Annotated in this window: 24 protein-coding genes and 1 pseudogene; 11 read left to right on the top strand and 14 right to left on the bottom strand. The window is 63.4% G+C overall.

What is annotated here, in order from left to right; all coding sequences use genetic code 11:
• Nucleotides 1-206: 206 nt before the first annotated feature.
• Together CH281_RS27200 and CH281_RS03765 are read left to right on the top strand one after the other, a co-directional pair.
• Nucleotides 207-796: pseudogene (locus tag CH281_RS27200) on the top strand (tetratricopeptide repeat protein).
• Nucleotides 793-1,224 carry a PPOX class F420-dependent oxidoreductase gene (locus CH281_RS03765; protein ID WP_032400943.1) on the top strand — a complete coding sequence of 144 codons (432 nt, stop codon included), beginning with the start codon at nucleotides 793-795 and terminating at the stop codon, nucleotides 1,222-1,224. The pseudogene CH281_RS27200 and the gene CH281_RS03765 overlap by 4 nt, the downstream one beginning before the upstream one ends.
• A gap of 94 nt (nucleotides 1,225-1,318) precedes the next feature.
• Here the strand turns inward: CH281_RS03765 and CH281_RS03760 are convergent, their stop codons facing one another.
• Both CH281_RS03760 and CH281_RS03755 read right to left on the bottom strand, forming a co-directional pair.
• Complete coding sequence (locus CH281_RS03760) at nucleotides 1,319-1,774, bottom strand: DUF3237 domain-containing protein (RefSeq protein WP_094693009.1); 456 nt, start codon at nucleotides 1,772-1,774, stop codon at nucleotides 1,319-1,321.
• A 1-nt stretch (nucleotide 1,775) separates the two neighbouring features.
• A complete protein-coding gene (locus tag CH281_RS03755; RefSeq protein WP_204847195.1) occupies nucleotides 1,776-2,294 on the bottom strand; it encodes a phenolic acid decarboxylase in 519 nt (172 codons plus the stop codon).
• A gap of 60 nt (nucleotides 2,295-2,354) precedes the next feature.
• Between CH281_RS03755 and CH281_RS03750 the strand changes: the two genes are divergently transcribed.
• Entirely contained in the window at nucleotides 2,355-2,798 is a 444-nt protein-coding gene (locus CH281_RS03750; protein WP_094693005.1) for a MarR family winged helix-turn-helix transcriptional regulator, read from the top strand.
• 115 nt (nucleotides 2,799-2,913) lie between these two features.
• Here the strand turns inward: CH281_RS03750 and CH281_RS03745 are convergent, their stop codons facing one another.
• Both CH281_RS03745 and CH281_RS03740 read right to left on the bottom strand, forming a co-directional pair.
• Entirely contained in the window at nucleotides 2,914-3,408 is a 495-nt protein-coding gene (locus CH281_RS03745; protein ID WP_179274103.1) for a hypothetical protein, read from the bottom strand.
• A 118-nt stretch (nucleotides 3,409-3,526) separates the two neighbouring features.
• The gene (locus tag CH281_RS03740; RefSeq protein ID WP_094693001.1) at nucleotides 3,527-4,396 is read right to left on the bottom strand and encodes an AraC family transcriptional regulator; all 870 of its coding nucleotides are present in this window, start codon (nucleotides 4,394-4,396) and stop codon (nucleotides 3,527-3,529) included.
• Between the two features lie 93 nt (nucleotides 4,397-4,489).
• Here CH281_RS03740 and CH281_RS03735 point away from each other — a divergent pair, with 93 nt between their 5' ends.
• Entirely contained in the window at nucleotides 4,490-4,801 is a 312-nt protein-coding gene (locus tag CH281_RS03735; RefSeq protein WP_094692999.1) for an aldo/keto reductase, read from the top strand.
• A 22-nt stretch (nucleotides 4,802-4,823) separates the two neighbouring features.
• Here the strand turns inward: CH281_RS03735 and CH281_RS03730 are convergent, their stop codons facing one another.
• Nucleotides 4,824-5,288 (bottom strand): GNAT family N-acetyltransferase, encoded by a 465-nt coding sequence (locus tag CH281_RS03730; RefSeq protein ID WP_179274102.1) that lies wholly within the window; start codon nucleotides 5,286-5,288, stop codon nucleotides 4,824-4,826.
• A gap of 112 nt (nucleotides 5,289-5,400) precedes the next feature.
• On the opposite strand from CH281_RS03730, the gene CH281_RS03725 reads away from it, so the two are divergent.
• Both CH281_RS03725 and CH281_RS03720 read left to right on the top strand, forming a co-directional pair.
• Nucleotides 5,401-6,126, top strand: coding sequence for a haloacid dehalogenase type II (locus CH281_RS03725; RefSeq protein ID WP_032371436.1), 726 nt, complete (start codon nucleotides 5,401-5,403; stop codon nucleotides 6,124-6,126).
• Entirely contained in the window at nucleotides 6,119-6,355 is a 237-nt protein-coding gene (locus CH281_RS03720) for a hypothetical protein (protein WP_032371437.1), read from the top strand. The genes CH281_RS03725 and CH281_RS03720 overlap by 8 nt, the downstream gene beginning before the upstream one ends.
• Nucleotides 6,356-6,379: 24 nt before the next feature.
• Here CH281_RS03720 and CH281_RS03715 read toward each other — a convergent pair whose 3' ends face one another.
• On the bottom strand, nucleotides 6,380-6,829 hold the full coding sequence (locus CH281_RS03715; protein WP_032389476.1) for a MarR family winged helix-turn-helix transcriptional regulator: 450 nt from the start codon (nucleotides 6,827-6,829) through the stop codon (nucleotides 6,380-6,382).
• A 67-nt stretch (nucleotides 6,830-6,896) separates the two neighbouring features.
• Between CH281_RS03715 and CH281_RS03710 the strand changes: the two genes are divergently transcribed.
• On the top strand, nucleotides 6,897-7,571 hold the full coding sequence (locus CH281_RS03710; RefSeq protein ID WP_094692995.1) for a hypothetical protein: 675 nt from the start codon (nucleotides 6,897-6,899) through the stop codon (nucleotides 7,569-7,571).
• 6 nt (nucleotides 7,572-7,577) lie between these two features.
• Here CH281_RS03710 and CH281_RS03705 read toward each other — a convergent pair whose 3' ends face one another.
• The 3 genes from CH281_RS03705 to CH281_RS03695 all read right to left on the bottom strand — a co-directional run bounded on the left by CH281_RS03705 (nucleotide 7,578) and on the right by CH281_RS03695 (nucleotide 9,817).
• Nucleotides 7,578-7,790, bottom strand: coding sequence for a hypothetical protein (locus CH281_RS03705; protein ID WP_027494940.1), 213 nt, complete (start codon nucleotides 7,788-7,790; stop codon nucleotides 7,578-7,580).
• Between the two features lie 16 nt (nucleotides 7,791-7,806).
• Complete coding sequence (gene mraY, locus CH281_RS03700) at nucleotides 7,807-8,877, bottom strand: phospho-N-acetylmuramoyl-pentapeptide-transferase (RefSeq protein WP_027494939.1); 1,071 nt, start codon at nucleotides 8,875-8,877, stop codon at nucleotides 7,807-7,809.
• Nucleotides 8,878-8,992: 115 nt separating this feature from the next.
• Nucleotides 8,993-9,817, bottom strand: a complete 825-nt coding sequence (locus CH281_RS03695; protein ID WP_256983344.1) for a helix-turn-helix transcriptional regulator — start codon at nucleotides 9,815-9,817, stop codon at nucleotides 8,993-8,995.
• 67 nt (nucleotides 9,818-9,884) lie between these two features.
• Here CH281_RS03695 and CH281_RS03690 point away from each other — a divergent pair, with 67 nt between their 5' ends.
• The gene (locus tag CH281_RS03690; protein WP_032367582.1) at nucleotides 9,885-10,262 is read left to right on the top strand and encodes a VOC family protein; all 378 of its coding nucleotides are present in this window, start codon (nucleotides 9,885-9,887) and stop codon (nucleotides 10,260-10,262) included.
• Nucleotides 10,263-10,281: 19 nt separating this feature from the next.
• Complete coding sequence (locus tag CH281_RS03685) at nucleotides 10,282-10,668, top strand: VOC family protein (RefSeq protein ID WP_094692993.1); 387 nt, start codon at nucleotides 10,282-10,284, stop codon at nucleotides 10,666-10,668.
• A gap of 4 nt (nucleotides 10,669-10,672) precedes the next feature.
• On the opposite strand, the gene CH281_RS03680 is transcribed toward CH281_RS03685, so the two are convergent.
• The 3 genes from CH281_RS03680 to CH281_RS03670 form a co-directional block, all read right to left on the bottom strand.
• Complete coding sequence (locus CH281_RS03680; RefSeq protein ID WP_094692991.1) at nucleotides 10,673-11,065, bottom strand: VOC family protein; 393 nt, start codon at nucleotides 11,063-11,065, stop codon at nucleotides 10,673-10,675.
• On the bottom strand, nucleotides 11,062-11,583 hold the full coding sequence (locus CH281_RS03675; RefSeq protein ID WP_094693105.1) for a mycothiol transferase: 522 nt from the start codon (nucleotides 11,581-11,583) through the stop codon (nucleotides 11,062-11,064). The genes CH281_RS03680 and CH281_RS03675 overlap by 4 nt, the downstream gene beginning before the upstream one ends.
• A gap of 122 nt (nucleotides 11,584-11,705) precedes the next feature.
• Nucleotides 11,706-12,323, bottom strand: a complete 618-nt coding sequence (locus tag CH281_RS03670) for a LysE/ArgO family amino acid transporter (protein WP_094693103.1) — start codon at nucleotides 12,321-12,323, stop codon at nucleotides 11,706-11,708.
• A 75-nt stretch (nucleotides 12,324-12,398) separates the two neighbouring features.
• On the opposite strand from CH281_RS03670, the gene CH281_RS03665 reads away from it, so the two are divergent.
• A complete protein-coding gene (locus tag CH281_RS03665) occupies nucleotides 12,399-13,253 on the top strand; it encodes a LysR family transcriptional regulator ArgP (RefSeq protein ID WP_306427540.1) in 855 nt (284 codons plus the stop codon).
• 1 nt (nucleotide 13,254) lies between these two features.
• On the opposite strand, the gene CH281_RS03660 is transcribed toward CH281_RS03665, so the two are convergent.
• Together CH281_RS03660 and lat are read right to left on the bottom strand one after the other, a co-directional pair.
• On the bottom strand, nucleotides 13,255-13,659 hold the full coding sequence (locus tag CH281_RS03660; protein ID WP_094692987.1) for a hypothetical protein: 405 nt from the start codon (nucleotides 13,657-13,659) through the stop codon (nucleotides 13,255-13,257).
• 73 nt (nucleotides 13,660-13,732) lie between these two features.
• Nucleotides 13,733-15,061 (bottom strand): L-lysine 6-transaminase, encoded by a 1,329-nt coding sequence (lat, locus tag CH281_RS03655; RefSeq protein WP_094693101.1) that lies wholly within the window; start codon nucleotides 15,059-15,061, stop codon nucleotides 13,733-13,735.
• A 124-nt stretch (nucleotides 15,062-15,185) separates the two neighbouring features.
• On the opposite strand from lat, the gene amaB reads away from it, so the two are divergent.
• On the top strand, nucleotides 15,186-16,721 hold the full coding sequence (gene amaB, locus CH281_RS03650) for an L-piperidine-6-carboxylate dehydrogenase (RefSeq protein ID WP_094692985.1): 1,536 nt from the start codon (nucleotides 15,186-15,188) through the stop codon (nucleotides 16,719-16,721).
• The last annotated feature ends 2 nt before the right edge of the window (nucleotides 16,722-16,723 follow it).

Here is a 16,723-nt window from a genome sequence, read left to right as displayed (position 1 = left end):
AGTGGGACGTTTCGAGACCCGGCTTCACCCAGGTCGGTGGTGGTGCTGTTCACCATCTTTTCGAGTTCGCAGCCCGGCCGATACCGTCGATGACGACTCACACCGATTGTGTACTTCGCTTCGGTTCACAGAACATCGCAGAGTGAAGGTTCCAAGCGTAGGCATGCTCTGCAAGGATGGACTGGTGAGGGGACGAACGTGAGCGCATGTCGTTCGTCGGTAGCGGTCCGGCCGAATCCCGGGGGGCCCAGATGGACTCCATAGCTGCGTTCTGGTGCCACGCAGATGACGGCGAGCCTGCTTTGATGCGGTCGGAGATGAATCAGTTGCTCTCGGCGACAAGGCTTTCCCGAGCACGGGCCCTGTTCGAACGTGCGTCGCTCGAGGATTTTCTGGGCGAAGAATCGGCTGCGATTCCGTTGTACGAGGCGGCGCTGTCGAGTGGGCTCGATTCCGTCACGAGAGCAAGGCCAGAATTCAGCTCGCCAGTTCGCTGCGTAATGTCGGGCGACTCGAGGACGCGTCGCGTGTGTTGGAAGACTTCGAGTTTTCCGACGAATTCTCCTCTGCGCGAGATGCATTCAATGCCCTGATCTTGTGGGATCTGGGCGATGGTGCTGGCGCGCTGCGGGCGGCACTGCAGGCAGCGAAGCCTGCGCTCGGCACATACCGTCGCGCAATCGGAACATATGCCGACGACCTCCGTACCGACAGGCCGAGGAACAACGGCACCGACGACCGTGTTGCCCACCATGATCGTGCCAGTTCGCTCGACGACCCCGAGGTGAAGCCATGACCAGCGGAGCATTCGATCCACACGACCTCCTCGAGCGCAGCCGACTCGGCGTACTCGCCACGATAAAAGCGAGCGGCCTGCCGCAACTGTCGCCGGTGACGCCGTTCTACGATCGCACCGAGCGAACAATCAAGATTTCGGTCACCGAAGGACGAGCGAAGACGGCAAATTTACGCCGAGACCCGCGCGCTGCACTCGAAGTGACCAGCGCCGACGGCAAGGCCTGGGCAACAGCAGAAGGAACCGTCACCCTCACCGGACCGGGAGCGAACCCGAACAGCCCCGAAATCGATGCGCTGGTCGACTACTACCGCGCCGCCGCCGGAGAGCACCCCGACTGGACCGAATACCGCGCCGCAATGGCCGCGGATCGCCGCGTACTGGTGACCATCGCCGTCGACCACGTCTACGGCGAAAGCCTCACCTGATCGCCTAGGCAGTCCACTCGATGTGCCATTGACCCCCGAAAAGGCCACTGAATGTGCCATTGAGTGCACTGGGGTCGGTGCATATCTGCCTCCGTCATGTGAGTTGGTAGACGTCCAGTTCGACGGAATTCGGTAAACGTTCACCGGTGGCCACGAAGAGTGTCCCGTTCATCCAGCTGAGGGAGTCGGCGGACGTCGACAGTCGGGGAAAGGTGCGAAAGTAGATTCGGTCGGCGGGAACCTGCTCGCCGCGTGTCAGTGCGTCGATGTCCTGTTCGCTGCCGGTGCGCATCCCGACGTTGTGGACCGAGATTCGTTCGCCTGCGTCGGTCTCGAGTGCATATCGGGCGTCGAGTTCGGTGACAGTGGCCGATCTGAGGACCTGGTGGTCGGCGCCGCCGGCCAGGACGCGTCCTCGTATCGCCGGCCCGTCAACGGTCCCACCGAGGATCGGCACGAGGCGTCGATGTCCGTCGCTGACCTGGCCGAGATCGATGGGCTCCCCGACCGTGACGGACAAGTGCGCGACGAACGTCAGATCGGGGCGCACGTCAGTTCGTTCGGTCTGCAAAGCCGTCGGGAAGATCGCCAGGTGCGTCGGACACGATGGTCTCGTCGTCGGCTCCGACGTTCTCGAAGAGCGTGATCGTGGCGAACTCGGGGACGACATAGATGGGGTAGGTCGGTCCGGCGTCGCGGTACGCACGCATTTCGTCGAGGTGATCGTTCTGGTAGAGGACCGTTTTGGTTCCGTCCAGTTCGATCCACTGCGGGAAGAAGATGGTTCCGTGCAGACGACGCTTTCCTGGGATGACGTTGACGACGACCGAGGTCCCGGTGGGCTCGTTCCACGAGATCTTGTAGACGTCGTCGTCGAGCTGGACGAGATCGACTTCCTGGTCCTTGACCCAGCGTCCGCCGACCATGCCGGTGTGAATTCGGTAGTCGATCGTGGTCGCGTTCTTCACATACATCTCGTACTGCCAGCTGTTGGCGTACGTGTAGATGAAGCGATGCCCGACGATGCCGCTCAGATCTTGGCTGGGGATGGGGTTCTCGACTGTGGTCATGGTCTTCATTTTGTCACAAAACTATGTTTGCGGCAAAACTATCTGTGCGATCATCGACGCATGGACTCCACCGCAACGGAATTGGGCCGACAGCTGGGGCCCCTGCGGCGATCACTGCTCCGGGCGACGCGGGATGTCGCGCAGCTGCCCGACATCGCCGACTCGCACATCGAGGTGATGCGAGCCCTCGCAGCAGAACCGTCCATGAGTCCGGGACGCCTTGCCACCCGCCTCAACCTGGCCCGATCCACCGTGAGCAACCTGATCAGAGCGATGGTCGACGCCGGCATGGTGGAAAGATCGATAACCGCCGGTGACCTTCGAGGGGCGACACTCACCGCATCGCCGAAAGCTGTGAAGCTCCTCGCCGAATACGACGCGGCGAGCTCCCAAGTACTCGCGGACGCATTGGACGAACTGAGTCGACACAACCGCGAAGCCATCGCCGCAGCTCTGCCGGCCTTGGCGGAAATCACCAGCATCCTCTCCCGCCGCAGCTCCTGATTCTCGGCGGCGCGCCCGCACCCACGCAGTCCACTCGATGTGCCATTGACCCCCGAAAAGGCCACCGAATGTCACATTGAGTACCGGGATGTCGTGCTAATGCTCCCTGTTTCGATCAGCGACGCGTGTTGATGTCGAGGACAAGCCGAGGAGTGCGCATCTGACCGACTGTCGACCACCAGCGGTGTACGGGATACGACAGTCGAACCACGAAGTAGTTGACGAATTCGACAACGGCGAACAGCCACACGACGAGCAGTGCGACGCCAATTCCGGCGCTCGACGGAAACCATACGACGACACCGATGAGCCCAGCCGCCAACAGTGGGACGTTTGCGACTCGACATACGCGATAGAACGCGCGAATGACCGGTGGCATCGGGTTGAGTTCGACCCAGGATCGCGCCATCAACCAGTAGATTCCCGCCTGCACGAGGACGGCGAGCAACGGGGTGAGAGCAGACCACATGGCCAGTGAGTCCTCTCTGCCGTCGAGCCGTGGTTCTGCCATGGTGAGCGCAATCGAAGCAAACACCGCTGCGGCGGACACCTCACCCAGGCCGAGCGACAGATACCGTCGCCGTAACTCGTTCCGGCGACCACTGGACATCACGCCAGATTAGTCATGAGTTGGCACCGACACCCCGCCCCCACAGTCCACTGGATGTGCCATTGACCCCCGAAAAGGCCACCGAATGTCACATTGAGTGACCAGGGCGGGCGGGGAGTCATTGGTTGCGGGCAACCGGGATCCAGAGTTCTCCGGCTCCCGATGACCAGTCGGGCGTGTTGTCGGTGACGGTCAGAATTTCCGGGCCGGGGGTGATGTGGAAGGGGTGGGAGGGGAACCACTCGCTGAATGCGTCGGCCCAGAGTTGTTGTAGTGCTGGGGCGAGTGCGGTGTCGCTGCGTGTTTCGAAGACCGCCCATGTCGATGCGGGGACGCTGAGGGAGTCCAGGTCGGCCGGTACGGGGGCTGTGGTGGCGACGGCGAAGTAGTAGTCGAAGAGACTGCCGTCGGTTCGGTCGGCCTCGAAGCCATCGCTGACGAAGAGGATGTGGGGGAGTTCGGGCAGGTCGGCGTGTCGGCGGAGTCGTTCGCCGAATCCGGTGGGCAGGGTCTGGTGGAACTGGGTCATGGCGGTGTTCTCGCCGTGGAATGTGAGGGGGATTCGCGTCGATTTGCCGATGATGTGGAATGCGGGCAGTTCGGTGATGCGGTAGTCCATGGTGCTCTTTCCTTCGATGGTCAGGTGAAATGCCAAGGGTGGTCTGGAGCGGAGGGTGGTCCCTGGCTTGCGGGCGTGGGATGGTGTGACCCCGTGCATGTCTCGGAATGCGCGAGTGAATGCGTCACCGCTGTAGCCGTACTTGGTCGCGACGTCGAGCACCCCGTTGCCGGCGAGAATGTCTGCGGCTGCCAACGACATTCGCCGTTGTCGGATGTACGCCGACAGTGGGATTCCGGCCAGTGCGGAGAACACGCGTCGAAAGTGATAGTCGGACGTGAGGGTGATGCGAGCAAGCTGTGCCGGGTCGATGTCGTGGTCGAGGTTGTCCTCGATGTAGTCCAGTGCTGCATTCCATCGTTCGAGCATGTGCCGGTGGCCTTTCCTTCGTTCTGGTGACAACGATAGGGAGGCGGAGGCACGGTTGGCTCGACTTTTCGAGCCCGGCTGGGTCGGGCTCAGATGGTGCGCACAGCCGATGTCGTCGTCGAGGTGGCAGGAGAGCTGGGTGCGACTCCGGCCCAGGTGGCGTTGGCATGGACGCTGCTGCATCCCGCCGTCGTCAGTTCGTTGATCGGTGTGCGGACGGCAGAACAGTTGCAGCACAACATCGGTGCCCTCGATGTCGTTTTCGACGAGTCGCAGTTGGCTCGGCTGCATTCGGTCAGCGCCATCGACATGGGCTTTCCGCACGAATTCCTGGCGCGTCCGATGGTCCGCGGGGTCACGAGCGGGCGAACATCGGTGCGCCCACGTCCGCCGCGGTCCTGGTGATCGGACCTGGTGAGCAGTCGAATCAGGACGACGGTGATCGACGATAGGTCAACGGATCACCGTCCTGCACGACCGTGAAACCTGCTTTTTCCAGCACTCGGCGCGACGCGGCATTGCCGCGTGCGACTGTCGCAACCGACGCGAGGTTGCCCACGGTCTCGCGGACCTGGCCCAGCATGTGCCCAGCACAGCCGCGTCCCCAGTGGTCCGGATGCACCCAATAGCCCACCTCGACATGATCGGATCGACGGATGAGGCTCAACAGTCCGACCGGCACCACGTCCTCGTCGACGCCGATCGACCACATCGGCAGGTCGGGTGTGTCGAGGTCCGTCGTCGCCAGTGCTCGGCTGAATCGACGGTCGAAATATGTTCTTGTCCAGGGTTTTCCGTCGCCCACCCACCGCATGACGGAGGCGTCCGAGGCCATCGAGTACAGGAATTCGGCATCGGTGGCAGTTGCCCGCCGTAGCCGGGTCGACGTCACAACCGCCGACCATCGATCGGTCGAGGGTCGGCCAACCGCAGTACGATGCTCATGACCTGCAGACGATAGAGGCATCCGGATCCGACCGCCACCGAATACCCAAGGGAGCCCGATGAACCTGGCCGACTACGACGTCTTGAGCTTCGATTGCTACGGAACGCTGATCGATTGGGAGTCGGGGATCGGCGACGTGCTCGGCGCATGGGCTGCGGATGCAGGATCGCCGATGTCCGAAGACGAATTGCTCGCCGCCTATGCCCCCAACGAAGCACAGGCGCAGCAGGATTCACCGTCGATGCTCTATCCCGACATCCTGGCCGACGCATTCGGACGAACAGGCGACGCGCTCGGTATTCCGGTCACCCCGGAATGGTCAGGCAGACTCGCCGGTTCCGTTCCGGACTGGCCGGCCTTTCCGGACTCGGCGGACGCACTGGTATCACTCGCCGAGCACTACAAGCTGGTGATTCTGTCCAACGTGCACCGCGCGGGTTTTGCCGGTAGCAACCGTCGGCTCGGCGTTGAATTCGATGCCATCGTCACAGCCGAGGATGTGCACGCATACAAGCCGGCGGACAACCATTTCGATGCGCTCGACGCGATCCTCGACGACTTCGGTGTGCCCAAATCACGTCTCCTGCACGTGGCACAGAGTCTGTTCCACGATCACGTCCCGGCGCGGCGTCACGGCCTTGCGTCGGTGTGGATCGATCGCAGACACGATCGGCCAGGGTGGGGCGCAACACCGGAGCCGAACGGCGACTACGGTTTTGCGGTGCAGTTCCCGAGCATGGCAGAGTTCGCCGACGCAGCCCGCGGGACGCACGGCAATGCGTAGGTTGAGCACCCTGGTCGGGTTGTGTCTCGGATTGATCGGTTCGCTCGGATACTTGCTGTGGGAGATCAGGCCGCGACGGGTCAACTACGCGTTCGTCGTGGACAGTTCGAGTTACATCCGCTCGTTGGGAATCACCTACACAACGGCGTTCGTTGTCTTCGGCCTACCCATCCTCGGCGCTGTTCTCGGCCTCGTTGTCGGTGTTCTGTTCACCAGAAAGCGACGCTGACGCTGTCGTTTCCGGGCGACTGCCCTACCAGTGCCATGCGTCGCCGCCGACGTTCTCGATGGTTCGTTGCAGGACGCGGATGGTGGTCGCGAAGTCGTCCTGACTGATTCCCTGCATGCGTTCGTCCTGCAGCATTCGTTGAATGTCCACGCCGCGGGCAAATCGTTGCTGACCTTCCGGTGTGAACTTCAGGCGTGAATCGGATTCGATGATCAAACCCTTCTCGGTAGCGGAGTCGATTGCGTCGACGATCGCTTCGGGCGTGTCGTTGTGTCCGATCGTGTCGATCGTCTTCGCTCGATCGGCACCAGCGGGATGCAGTGAAATCTGATGCAGGAGCCACCATTCGGCCTGGGTGATGCCGATGTCGCGGAGCACTCCGCGCGTTCGAGCGCGGACGGCCTCCCCGGCGCGGACGGTCCAGAAGCCGATGGGTTGCTTGTCGGGTGGTTGCATGGGGCGCTGTGTCGTCATGCATCGAACGGTAGAACCTGAACAATGCTTCAGGTCAAGAGACCGACTGGCCGGTAGAGTCTCGCGCGTGGACAGACCATCCGGCAGAGCGCTCGTCGCAGTGCTCGCCGGCGTCGGTGCGGCCACAGGGGCTGCGGCCGCAGTGGTGTGGCACGTTGCGATCACCGAACCGCCGGACACTCCTGGGACGGCACATCTGCGACCGAGCTGGTTCCCTGTGTCGCTGTATCTCGTTGCCGCCGGAGTGGCTCTGGCTCTGGTGGTGGCGTGGTTTCTCGTCGATTCCGGAATGCGCGTCGTCAGAGACCGTCAGTACAGTTCCGCCCACCTGTTCACGTTGCTGATCGTCGTCGGTGCCGCGCTGGGAGCGGGCAGCGCCTTCGCGTGGACGCACTGGCCGCCACATCAATCGGAAAGTGCTCCGGATCCGGCAGCGATGTGGGCACGATCCATCGTTATCCTCGGTGGCACCGCCGAGTCACCGGAGTCGCCGTTCGGGATCGCAACCGGGGGTCTGTCCGGCGTCAGTATTCAGGACGATGAGGGTTACGTCGGAAATCTCTACAGTTCTGATGCTGCTGTCGACGACGCGTCATCGTCGTCGTTCACCCCGATCATCGGCAGTCCATGGACGGTGTTTCCGGTCGGCGGTGCCGTGCTGGCCGCGGTGGCGGCATGGACGTTGTCCCTGAGGGATTTTCGGTTGACTGCGGTGTCACGATCGGACCCGGATGCGCTCTAGCGAGCCCTACTCGTCCGTGCGTAGTTCGTCGACCAACGTGAACAGCCTGCCCAGGTAGTCGCTGTGAAAGACCTCGGTGGCGCGGATCTTTGCGTTTCCGTCGAGTCCGAACTGAAGGTTGACGAGTTCGACTCCGATGGCGACGCGTCGAGCATCGAGGGTCTCGAGTTCGGCGGCGAGAGCATCGACCTTGGCCAGCGGAGACAGTTCGTCGGTCATATCGGAATCGTAGAGGTCAGCCGACGGCCGCGAGGAATTCGCTGTAGAACAATCCGAGCCCCAGCGCCGACGCGATGGCCGCGAACAGCCACAGTCGGATGATGACCGTTGTTTCGGCCCAGCCACCCAACTCGAAGTGATGGTGGATCGGTGCCATCCGGAACGGCCGCTTGCCGGTGGACTTGAAGGACGCGACCTGGATGACCACCGACGCGCTCTCGGCGACGAAGAGGGCTCCGAAGACAACCGCGATCAGCTCGGTCTTGCTGACGACCGACAGGCCGGCGAGCAGACCACCGAGTGCCAGGGAGCCGGTGTCGCCCATGAAGATCTTGGCCGGTGCTGCGTTCCACCACAGGAATCCGATGCATGCTCCCGCGGCCGCCGCGCACACGACAGCGAGGTCGAGGGGATCACGCACTTGGTAGCACCCGGCCACCGAATTGGTGGCGCACGATTGCCGGTACTGCCAGAACGTCATCACCGTGTAGGCGCCGAGGACGAGGGTCATCGAGCCCGCCGCCAACCCGTCGAGCCCGTCGGTGAGGTTGACGGCATTGGACCAGGCAACGACGAGGAACACACAGAACAGCACGAAGACGATCGGAGCCATCGTGAAGAACGTCGACTGACGCACCAGTGACAGTTCGACGTTGCCCGGCGTCAGCCCGTTGCCGTTGCGAAACTGCAGTGCCAGAACCGCGAAGATCACTGCGGCACTGATCTGCCCGACGTACTTTCCGGTGGCTTTGAGGCCGAGGCTTCGCTTCATCCGGAGCTTGATGTAGTCGTCGAGGAAACCGACGATGCCGAGGGCGGTCGCGAGACCGAGAATCAACAGCGCCGATGCCGACGGCCCGTCGCCTCCCATCGCCACGAGGTGGGAACCGAGGTAACCGGCCCACAGACCCACGATGATCGCGACGCCGCCCATCGTCGGAGTTCCTCGCTTGGCTTGGTGGCTCGCCGGGCCTTCGACGCGAATCTCCTGGCCGAAGCCCTGTCGGGTGAACAGCGCGATGAGAAATGGCGTCAACAGAATCGAGACCGCCAATGCGATTCCACCGGCGACGAGAATGTTGATCATGCGTTGAAGCCCACTCTTCCTCTGTGCTGCGGTTGCCCACCGGGTGCTACCGAGCACCGCGGGATACTGTGCCAAACGAATCGGCAAAAGTCGCATTGCGTGACGAAGGTGTTACTCACAGTTGATACGTACCGGGAGAGACACCGACCAGTTCGGTGAACTCGCGGGTGAAATGCGCCTGGTCGAACCAGCCGTACCGCGCAGCCAGTTCCGCCAGCGACCCGGTGTATCCGTTGTCGAGATCACTGAGGGCGTCGTGAATCCGATATCGGCCCAGAACCCACTTGGGCGTCGCACCGACATAACGCTCGAACAACCGCTGCAGCCGACGAGTCCCGATGCCACATCTGTCCTCCACCTGGCCGACGCGTATCAGCGTCCGATCACCGAGCATCGTGCCGATGACATCCAAGACGATCTCGTACTCCGGCTCGACATCGCGGGCGTAGGGCGCGAGAACCGCGTCGACGACGGTTCGGCAGTGGTCGGCATCGTGCTGTGCGTCCAGTTGCGTCAACGCGGCGACGGTCTCCGATCGAAAGGGGGTGGGCGTAGCTACTGGGACGTCGCGCAGAGTTCGGGCCACGGTTCCGGTGAAGCTCGCGTAGCCGCCGGGTCGGAACTTGACGCCGAACACCCACCCGGACTCGGCGAGTTCGACGTCGAACCGTCGGGTCAGCACTCCGGTCACGACCACCGGCTCGGTGACGCCGGCGCGGGTCCAGCCGTGCTCGACGCTGAGCGTGCATGCCGGGTGGGGCAGGGTCGAGCTGCGATACGAGGTGCCCGACGGCAGATCCCACCGAAGTTGCCAGTAGTTCTCGACCCACGGTTCCAACGACGCCGCACACGGCAGCCGGACCAGGTCGACGTACTGCGCCAGCTGATCCGGCCGCAGGACACCGGCGTGGGTGGCTGTCGCATTTTTCCTATCCGGCACGGGCGTCAGTGTAGGAGTCTGGTCCGACACCTTCGAGAAACGATCGACGCTGTCGAGGAGAAACACCATGAACGATGCACCCGTGGCAACCCTGAAGATGGTCACGCTGGACTGCGGAGATCCCGAGGCCAGCGCGACGTTCTGGTCTGCGCTGCTCGGCTGGACCGTCGTCCACGCGGAGAAGGATTACGCGATGCTGCAGGGGCCCTCCAGCGCGCTCGGATTCGGACGCGTGGAGAATTATCAGCGGCCGGAGTGGCCGAACACCAAGGGCAGCAAACAGTTTCACTTCGATCTCGCGGTCGACGATCTGGATGCGGCCGCGAAAGCCGCAGTGCAGTTGGGTGCAACTGTGCCCGACGAGCAACCGGGTGAGACCTGGCGTGTGCTGTTGGATCCGGCCGGGCATCCGTTCTGCCTGACAAATGCCGCGAACTGGGGCTGACGTGGCTAGCCTTGTCCGGGTGAAACCACGTCTGGCAGGAATCGAAATCGTCGTCGCCGATATGGCAGTTGCATTGGCGTTCTACCGCGTTCTGGGACTGGACATTCCGGCCCAGGCCGACGCCGAGCAACATGTGGAGGTCGACCTCGGTGGGGTTCGGTTGTTGTTCGACCTACCCTCGACGATCACCTCGTTCGATCCGACGTGGACCGAGCCCAGCGGCGGCCACCGCGTCGCGCTGGCATTCGACTGCGGCACGGCCGCCGGAGTGGACGCCGCGTGGGCGGCGGTGACCGACGCGGGGTACACAGGGCACCTGCAGCCGTGGGATGCGTTCTGGGGGCAGCGTTATGCCGTCGTGCACGATCCCGACGGCACCACCGTCGATCTGTACGCGAACGTGTGACCGGTCAGCTCACCGGAGCGATGATCTGAATCAGGTTGCCGCAGGTGTCGTCGAACACGGCGGTGATCACCGGGCCCATCTCGGTGGGCTCCTGAGTGAACCTGACACCCAGTCCGACAAGCCGATCGTGTTCGGCGGCAACGTCTTCGACGGCGAACTGCGTGAACGGAATGCCGTCGGTGAACAGTGCCGTCTTGAACGGGCCGGTTGCCGGATGACCGCTGGGCTCGAGCAGTAGCTCGGTGCCCTCCGACTCCTGAGGAGATACGACCGTGAGCCAGCGATCTGTTCCGCCCATGGGAATGTCGTGCTTGACCACGAAGCCCAGTACGTCGGTGTAGAACGCGAGTGCCTTGTCTTGATCGTCGACGAACACACTGGTGATGTTGATTCTCATTGCGGCCCCTCGCCTGTGGGCCCGCCGGTCAGTTCGACGGCGACGTCGAGGTGGCCGAGATGGCGGGCGTATTCCTGCAGTACATGAAAGCAGATCCAGATCAGGGTGGGCTGTTCTTCGGTGAATCGTCCGCCGAGTGCTGCCACGTCCTCCATGCGATGAGACCGCAGCACCTGCTCGGTCAGTCGAGCGCCGTCGTCGAGGCGAGCGAGCAATGCCGCCCCCGACACGTCGTTCGGCACATGCCAGGAGCCGTCCTTCTTGTCCCCCCACGGATCGTCGACGGCGCGCCCGAGAAACCCCCAGACGAACCAGCGCTGCTCCATGTACACAAGATGGATGAGCATCTCGAGGGGAGTCCACTGCGACGGCACAGCCGACGTGGCCAGCGCGTCGTCGCTCAACGCGGTGATCCGCCGGGCGAGCTCACCGCGGTGGAAGCGCAGGTACTCGACGAACAGGTCGGCGGGATCGGACAAGGAGGAATCGGGCTCCGAGAACGTCGTCAGCTGTGCCATGGGTCCTTCGTATCGGGTGGTGGGCTGCGTGTCCATTCTGTGCATCCGAAATCGGAATGAGGGCCGCGATCGAGAATTGTGGACACTCAGCTCACTGCTCGCGCTCCGTCGGCGCGGCAGACTCAGCCGAACAACAACAGCGCGGTCAGGGTGAGCATCATGATTCCGATACCGAGATCGAGGACCCGCCACGCCATCGGCCGCGCGAACAGGGGGCTGAGCACGCGCGATCCGTATCCGAGAGCGGTGAACCAGAGCACGCTGCCCAGCACGGCACCGAGGGCGAACCACCACCGAAGCTCGCCCGGCTGTCGGTTACCGATGGACCCGAGAAACACGACGGTATCGAGGTAGACGTGGGGGTTGAGCCACGTCAACGCGAAACACGTTGCGACAGCGGCGATCAGCGAGCCCCCGCCGCCGCCGTCGGTGGTCATCGCCGCTGGGGTGCGGGCGCGGTTCAGCGCCATCACTCCGTAGACGAAGAGGAACAGCGCTCCGAGCACGGTGACGACGCGTAACGCCAGCGGAAACCGGTCCACGAGCACGCCGATGCCCGCCACCCCGGCGACGATCAGCACGGCGTCGGACAGCGCGCACACCGCAACCACCGGCAGCACATGCGTGCGTTGCAGGCCCTTACGCAGGACGAACGCGTTCTGCGCACCGATGGCGACGATGAGGGACAGGCCGACTCCCAGTCCGGTCAACGTCGATTGTGCTGCGGCAAGAGAGGTCATGCTGTTCACGCTAGGAGCCGGCCAGCATTAGAGCCAGCGAATGTTTTTCACCATCGGTAAGTGTAGCTTCATATCGTGGAGATCGAGCAGCTCAGAGCGTTGAAAGCAGTAGTCGACGGTGGCACATTCGAGGCTGCCGCACGTGCATTGCATGTGACCCCCTCTGCAGTGAGTCAGAGAATCAAGTCGCTCGAAGCGTCGTTGGGGCGCACTCTCGTGCAGCGGACGAAACCGGTGGTGGCCACCCAATCGGGTGTGGCGGTCCTGCGCCTGGCTCGTCAGATCGATACGCTGACGGATCAGACGAGGGCCGAGCTCAACGACGACGGCGTCTCGGCCTCCATTTCGATTGCCGTCAACGCCGATTCGATGGCGACGTGGGTGCTGCCTGCGCTCGCGCCACTCGCCGGTACGACGACCTTCGATCTGCATCGCCAGGACCAGGACCGCACGGCCCAGTTGTTGCACGACGGAATCGTCTCTGCCGCAATCACATCGGTATCCGAACCGGTCCGCGGCTGTACCGTCCGATCCCTCGGCGCCATGCGCTACCGGCCGTCGGCCACCGAGAACTTCGTCGAGCGATGGTTCGGTGCCGGTACGACGATCGAGGCACTGAGCACCGCACCGGTGGTGGTGTTCGATGCCGACGACCGATTGCAGGACAATTACTTACGGCACCGAGGCGTCGATTCGCACGCTCCGCCCCGTCACCTCGTCCCGGCGTCCTCGGATTACGCGCGGGCGGTGGAACTCGGCTTCGGCTGGGGCATGATCCCCGACCTCCAGAACTGTGACTCGCTGACGTGCTTCGACGCCGACGGCATCGAAGACGTTCAGCTGTACTGGCAGCAGTGGTCGCTGTCCTCGCCTGCACTGCAGCGAGCGGCCGACGCCGTGGCAGCCGCGGCAGCGACCGTGCTGCGGTGAGTCACGCCGGACTGTCGTTCGGAACGATGTCGGGCTGCCCATCGCCGACGGGATCGAGAATCGCCGCCGCGCGGGCACCCCACCGCTCGTGCGCCGATTGACGAGACATGCCGGCCGCCTGGCCGATGATCGCCCACGTCGCACCCTGAACGCGCAGCACCACAACGGTTTCGATGCCGTCGAGCCCCGCCGCCAGTTGCACACGAAGACTCAACAGATGCCACGCGAGGCTCCGTCGTGCAGGCAGGTCGGTCGACTGCTCTGCCTCCCATTCCGGTGTGCCCGGCAGTGGGCCGGTGCCGATGGTCTCGTCGGCAATGCGACCGGCCTCGGTGGCTGCGGCCGTCACGACCGCCCGTGTTGCCGCAGTGATGTCGGCCTCGGCGGCCAGCTCGATCGGATCCATGACCCACCTCCTGTGTCAGGTTTATCCTGACAGAAGGCTGCGGCTGGTGTCAAGGATTACCTGACGCGGTGGGTCAGAGCCGACTCAACACCCGATCGATGGACTCGATTGCCTGTGTCAGTTCGGCTTCGGTGACCGTCAGTGCCGGCCGGAATCGCACTGCCGCGTCGCCGCAACCCAACGCGAGTACGTGCTCCTCGGTGCGCAACAGTTCGATCACTCGGTCGCGGGTCGTAGCGTCGGGCAGGGAGAAGGCGCACATGAGTCCGCGGCCACGAACCTCGGAGACCATCTCATGTCGAGTTGCCAACTCCTGCAACTGCTTCAGCAAGACTGTTCCGAGTTGGCCGGCGCGTTCGATGAGGTTCTCGGCTTCGACGACCTCCAATATTCGACGCGATCGCACCATATCGGTGAGGCTGCCACCCCACGTCGAGTTGATTCTGGAGCTGACGGCGAACACGTGGTCGTCGATGTCGTCGACGCGACCGCCCGCCATCACGCCGCAGACCTGGACCTTCTTACCGAAGGCGACCACATCCGGGACGACGTCGAGCTGCTGGAAAGCCCATGCAGTACCGGTCATTCCGGCTCCGGTCTGCACCTCGTCCATGACGAACAGCGCATCGAACTCGTGGCAGAGTGCGCGCAGCTTCTGCAGGAAGCGGGGGCGGAAGTGGTGATCCCCGCCCTCGCCCTGGATGGGTTCGATGATGGCGCAGGCGATGTCGTGCGGATTGGCTTCGAAGGCCAGCCGTGCGGCCGTCAACGACGCGTCTTCGAGCTCGTCCATGTTCGCGTCGGATCTGATGAACGGGGACGGAATTCGGGGCCAGTCGAATTTCGGGAAGCGCGCGACCTTGTTCGGGTCGGTGTTGGTGAGGGACATCGTGTACCCGGTGCGCCCGTGGAACGCGTGCTCGAAGTGCATCACCTGCGAGCCCAGGGACGGATCGATTCCCTTGCGCTCGTTCCACCGGGACTTCCAGTCGAATGCCACCTTCAATGCGTTCTCCACTGCCAACGCACCGCCCTCGACGAAGAACAGGTGCGGTAGCCGAGCATCGCCCAACACCCGGGCGAACGTGTCGACGAAACGTGCCATCGGCACGGTGTAGATGTCGGAGTTGCTGGGTTTGTTCATCGCCGCCTGCAGCAGGTCGGCCCGGAAATCTGGATCGTCGATCAGGGCGGGGTGGTTCATACCCAGGGCGTTGGACGCGAAGAAGGTGAACAGATCCAGGTAGCGGGTGCCGTCTCGGGCGTCGACCAGGGTGGACCCGGTGGAGGCGTCGAGGTCCAGGACCAGCTCGAAACCGTCGGCCAGTAGGTGTTCACCGATCACACCGCGAGCGGTCGAGGCGTCGATGGGCACTCCGGTGCGCTGTAATACTTGCGTCATGATGACGAACATACGCGTTAATATTCCGTAAGCAAGACCATTAGGCAGGAAATAATGCGGTTGTAACCCCCGTCGGTAGGCTTATGTCCGACGGTTCGATTCTCTCCACGGAAGGTGTACGCGCATGTCTGCATCCATCACCCACGACGAGCTGAGTGTGCGTACGCGCGCCATTCTCGACCGGCTGGGTGCGACGATCGCGCTCGACGTGCCGGCCGGTCCCGACGCGATCACCGCGAGATCGCCGATCACCGGCGGAAATCTGGCGTCGCTGGCGTCGGCCTCTGCCGCAGACGTCGACGGTGTCATCGCGGACGCAGCTGCGGCGTTCGTCTCGTGGTCGCAGGTGCCGGCACCGGCGCGGGGTCAGGTGATCCGAGAACTCGGGGAACTGTTGCGTACGCATAAGGAGGACCTCGGCGCGTTGGTCTCCATCGAGGCCGGAAAGATCGTGTCCGAGGGGCTCGGTGAAGTGCAGGAGATGATCGACATCTGCGACTTCGCCGTCGGCCTCTCACGCCAGCTGTACGGCAACACCATCGCCACCGAGCGGCCCGGGCATCGCATGATGGAGCAATGGCATCCGCTCGGTGTCGTCGGCGTCATCACGGCGTTCAATTTCCCTGTCGCGGTGTGGAGTTGGAACACGGCGTTGGCGTTGGTGGCGGGCGACACCGTCATCTGGAAGCCGTCGGAGAAGACCCCGCTGACTGCCGTCGGCGTGCAGGCTCTGTTCGAGCGCGCTGCTGCCGCTGCAGGCGTGGATCCCAAGATCGCTCAACTGGTAATCGGAGACCGAGCGTCCGGCGAAGCGCTGGTGGATGATTCGCGTGTTGCTCTGGTGTCGGCAACCGGTTCGACCAGGATGGGCAAGGCTGTTGCGCCGCGGGTTGCGCAGCGATTCGGGCGCGTGCTGCTCGAACTCGGCGGCAACAACGCGGCGATCGTGACGCCTTCGGCAGACCTCGATCTGACGACGCGCGGGCTGGTGTTTTCGGCTGCGGGTACGGCCGGTCAGCGGTGCACCTCGCTCCGACGCGTCATCGCGCATTCCTCGGTTGCGGACGAACTGGTAGCCAAGTTGGTCTCGGCGTACGAGACGCTGTCCATCGGATCTCCCTTGGAGAGCGACACTTTGGTGGGACCGCTCATCGACGCGGGCGCGTTCGCCGGCTATCAGAAGGCGCTCGAGGCTGCCAAGTCCGACGGCGGAACGGTGGTGGTCGGCGGTGAGCGCGTGAATGTTGTCGACGAGTATTCGTACTACGTGCAGCCCGCGATCGTGACGATGCCCGCCCAGACCGACATCGTCAAGCACGAGACGTTCGCGCCCATCCTGTACGTGCTCACCTACGACACCCTCGACGAGGCCATCGCCCTGCACAACGATGTGCCGCAGGGACTTTCGTCGTCGATCTTCACCACCGACCTGCGTGAAGCGGAACGCTTTCTGTCGGCTGCTGGATCGGACTGCGGCATCGCGAACGTCAACATCGGTCCCTCCGGTGCCGAGATCGGCGGTGCTTTCGGCGGCGAGAAGGAAACCGGTGGCGGACGCGAATCAGGTTCGGACGCATGGAAGGCCTACATGCGCCGGGCGACGAACACGGTCAACTATTCCAACGAACTGCCCCTGGCGCAGGGAGTGAAATTCGGCTGACG

The sequence above is a fragment of the Rhodococcus sp. 06-221-2 genome (genome assembly GCF_002258365.1).
Classification (GTDB): domain Bacteria; phylum Actinomycetota; class Actinomycetes; order Mycobacteriales; family Mycobacteriaceae; genus Rhodococcoides; species Rhodococcoides fascians.
Note: the sequence above shows the minus strand (reverse complement) of the source record. Positions and strands in the feature narration are given on the sequence as shown.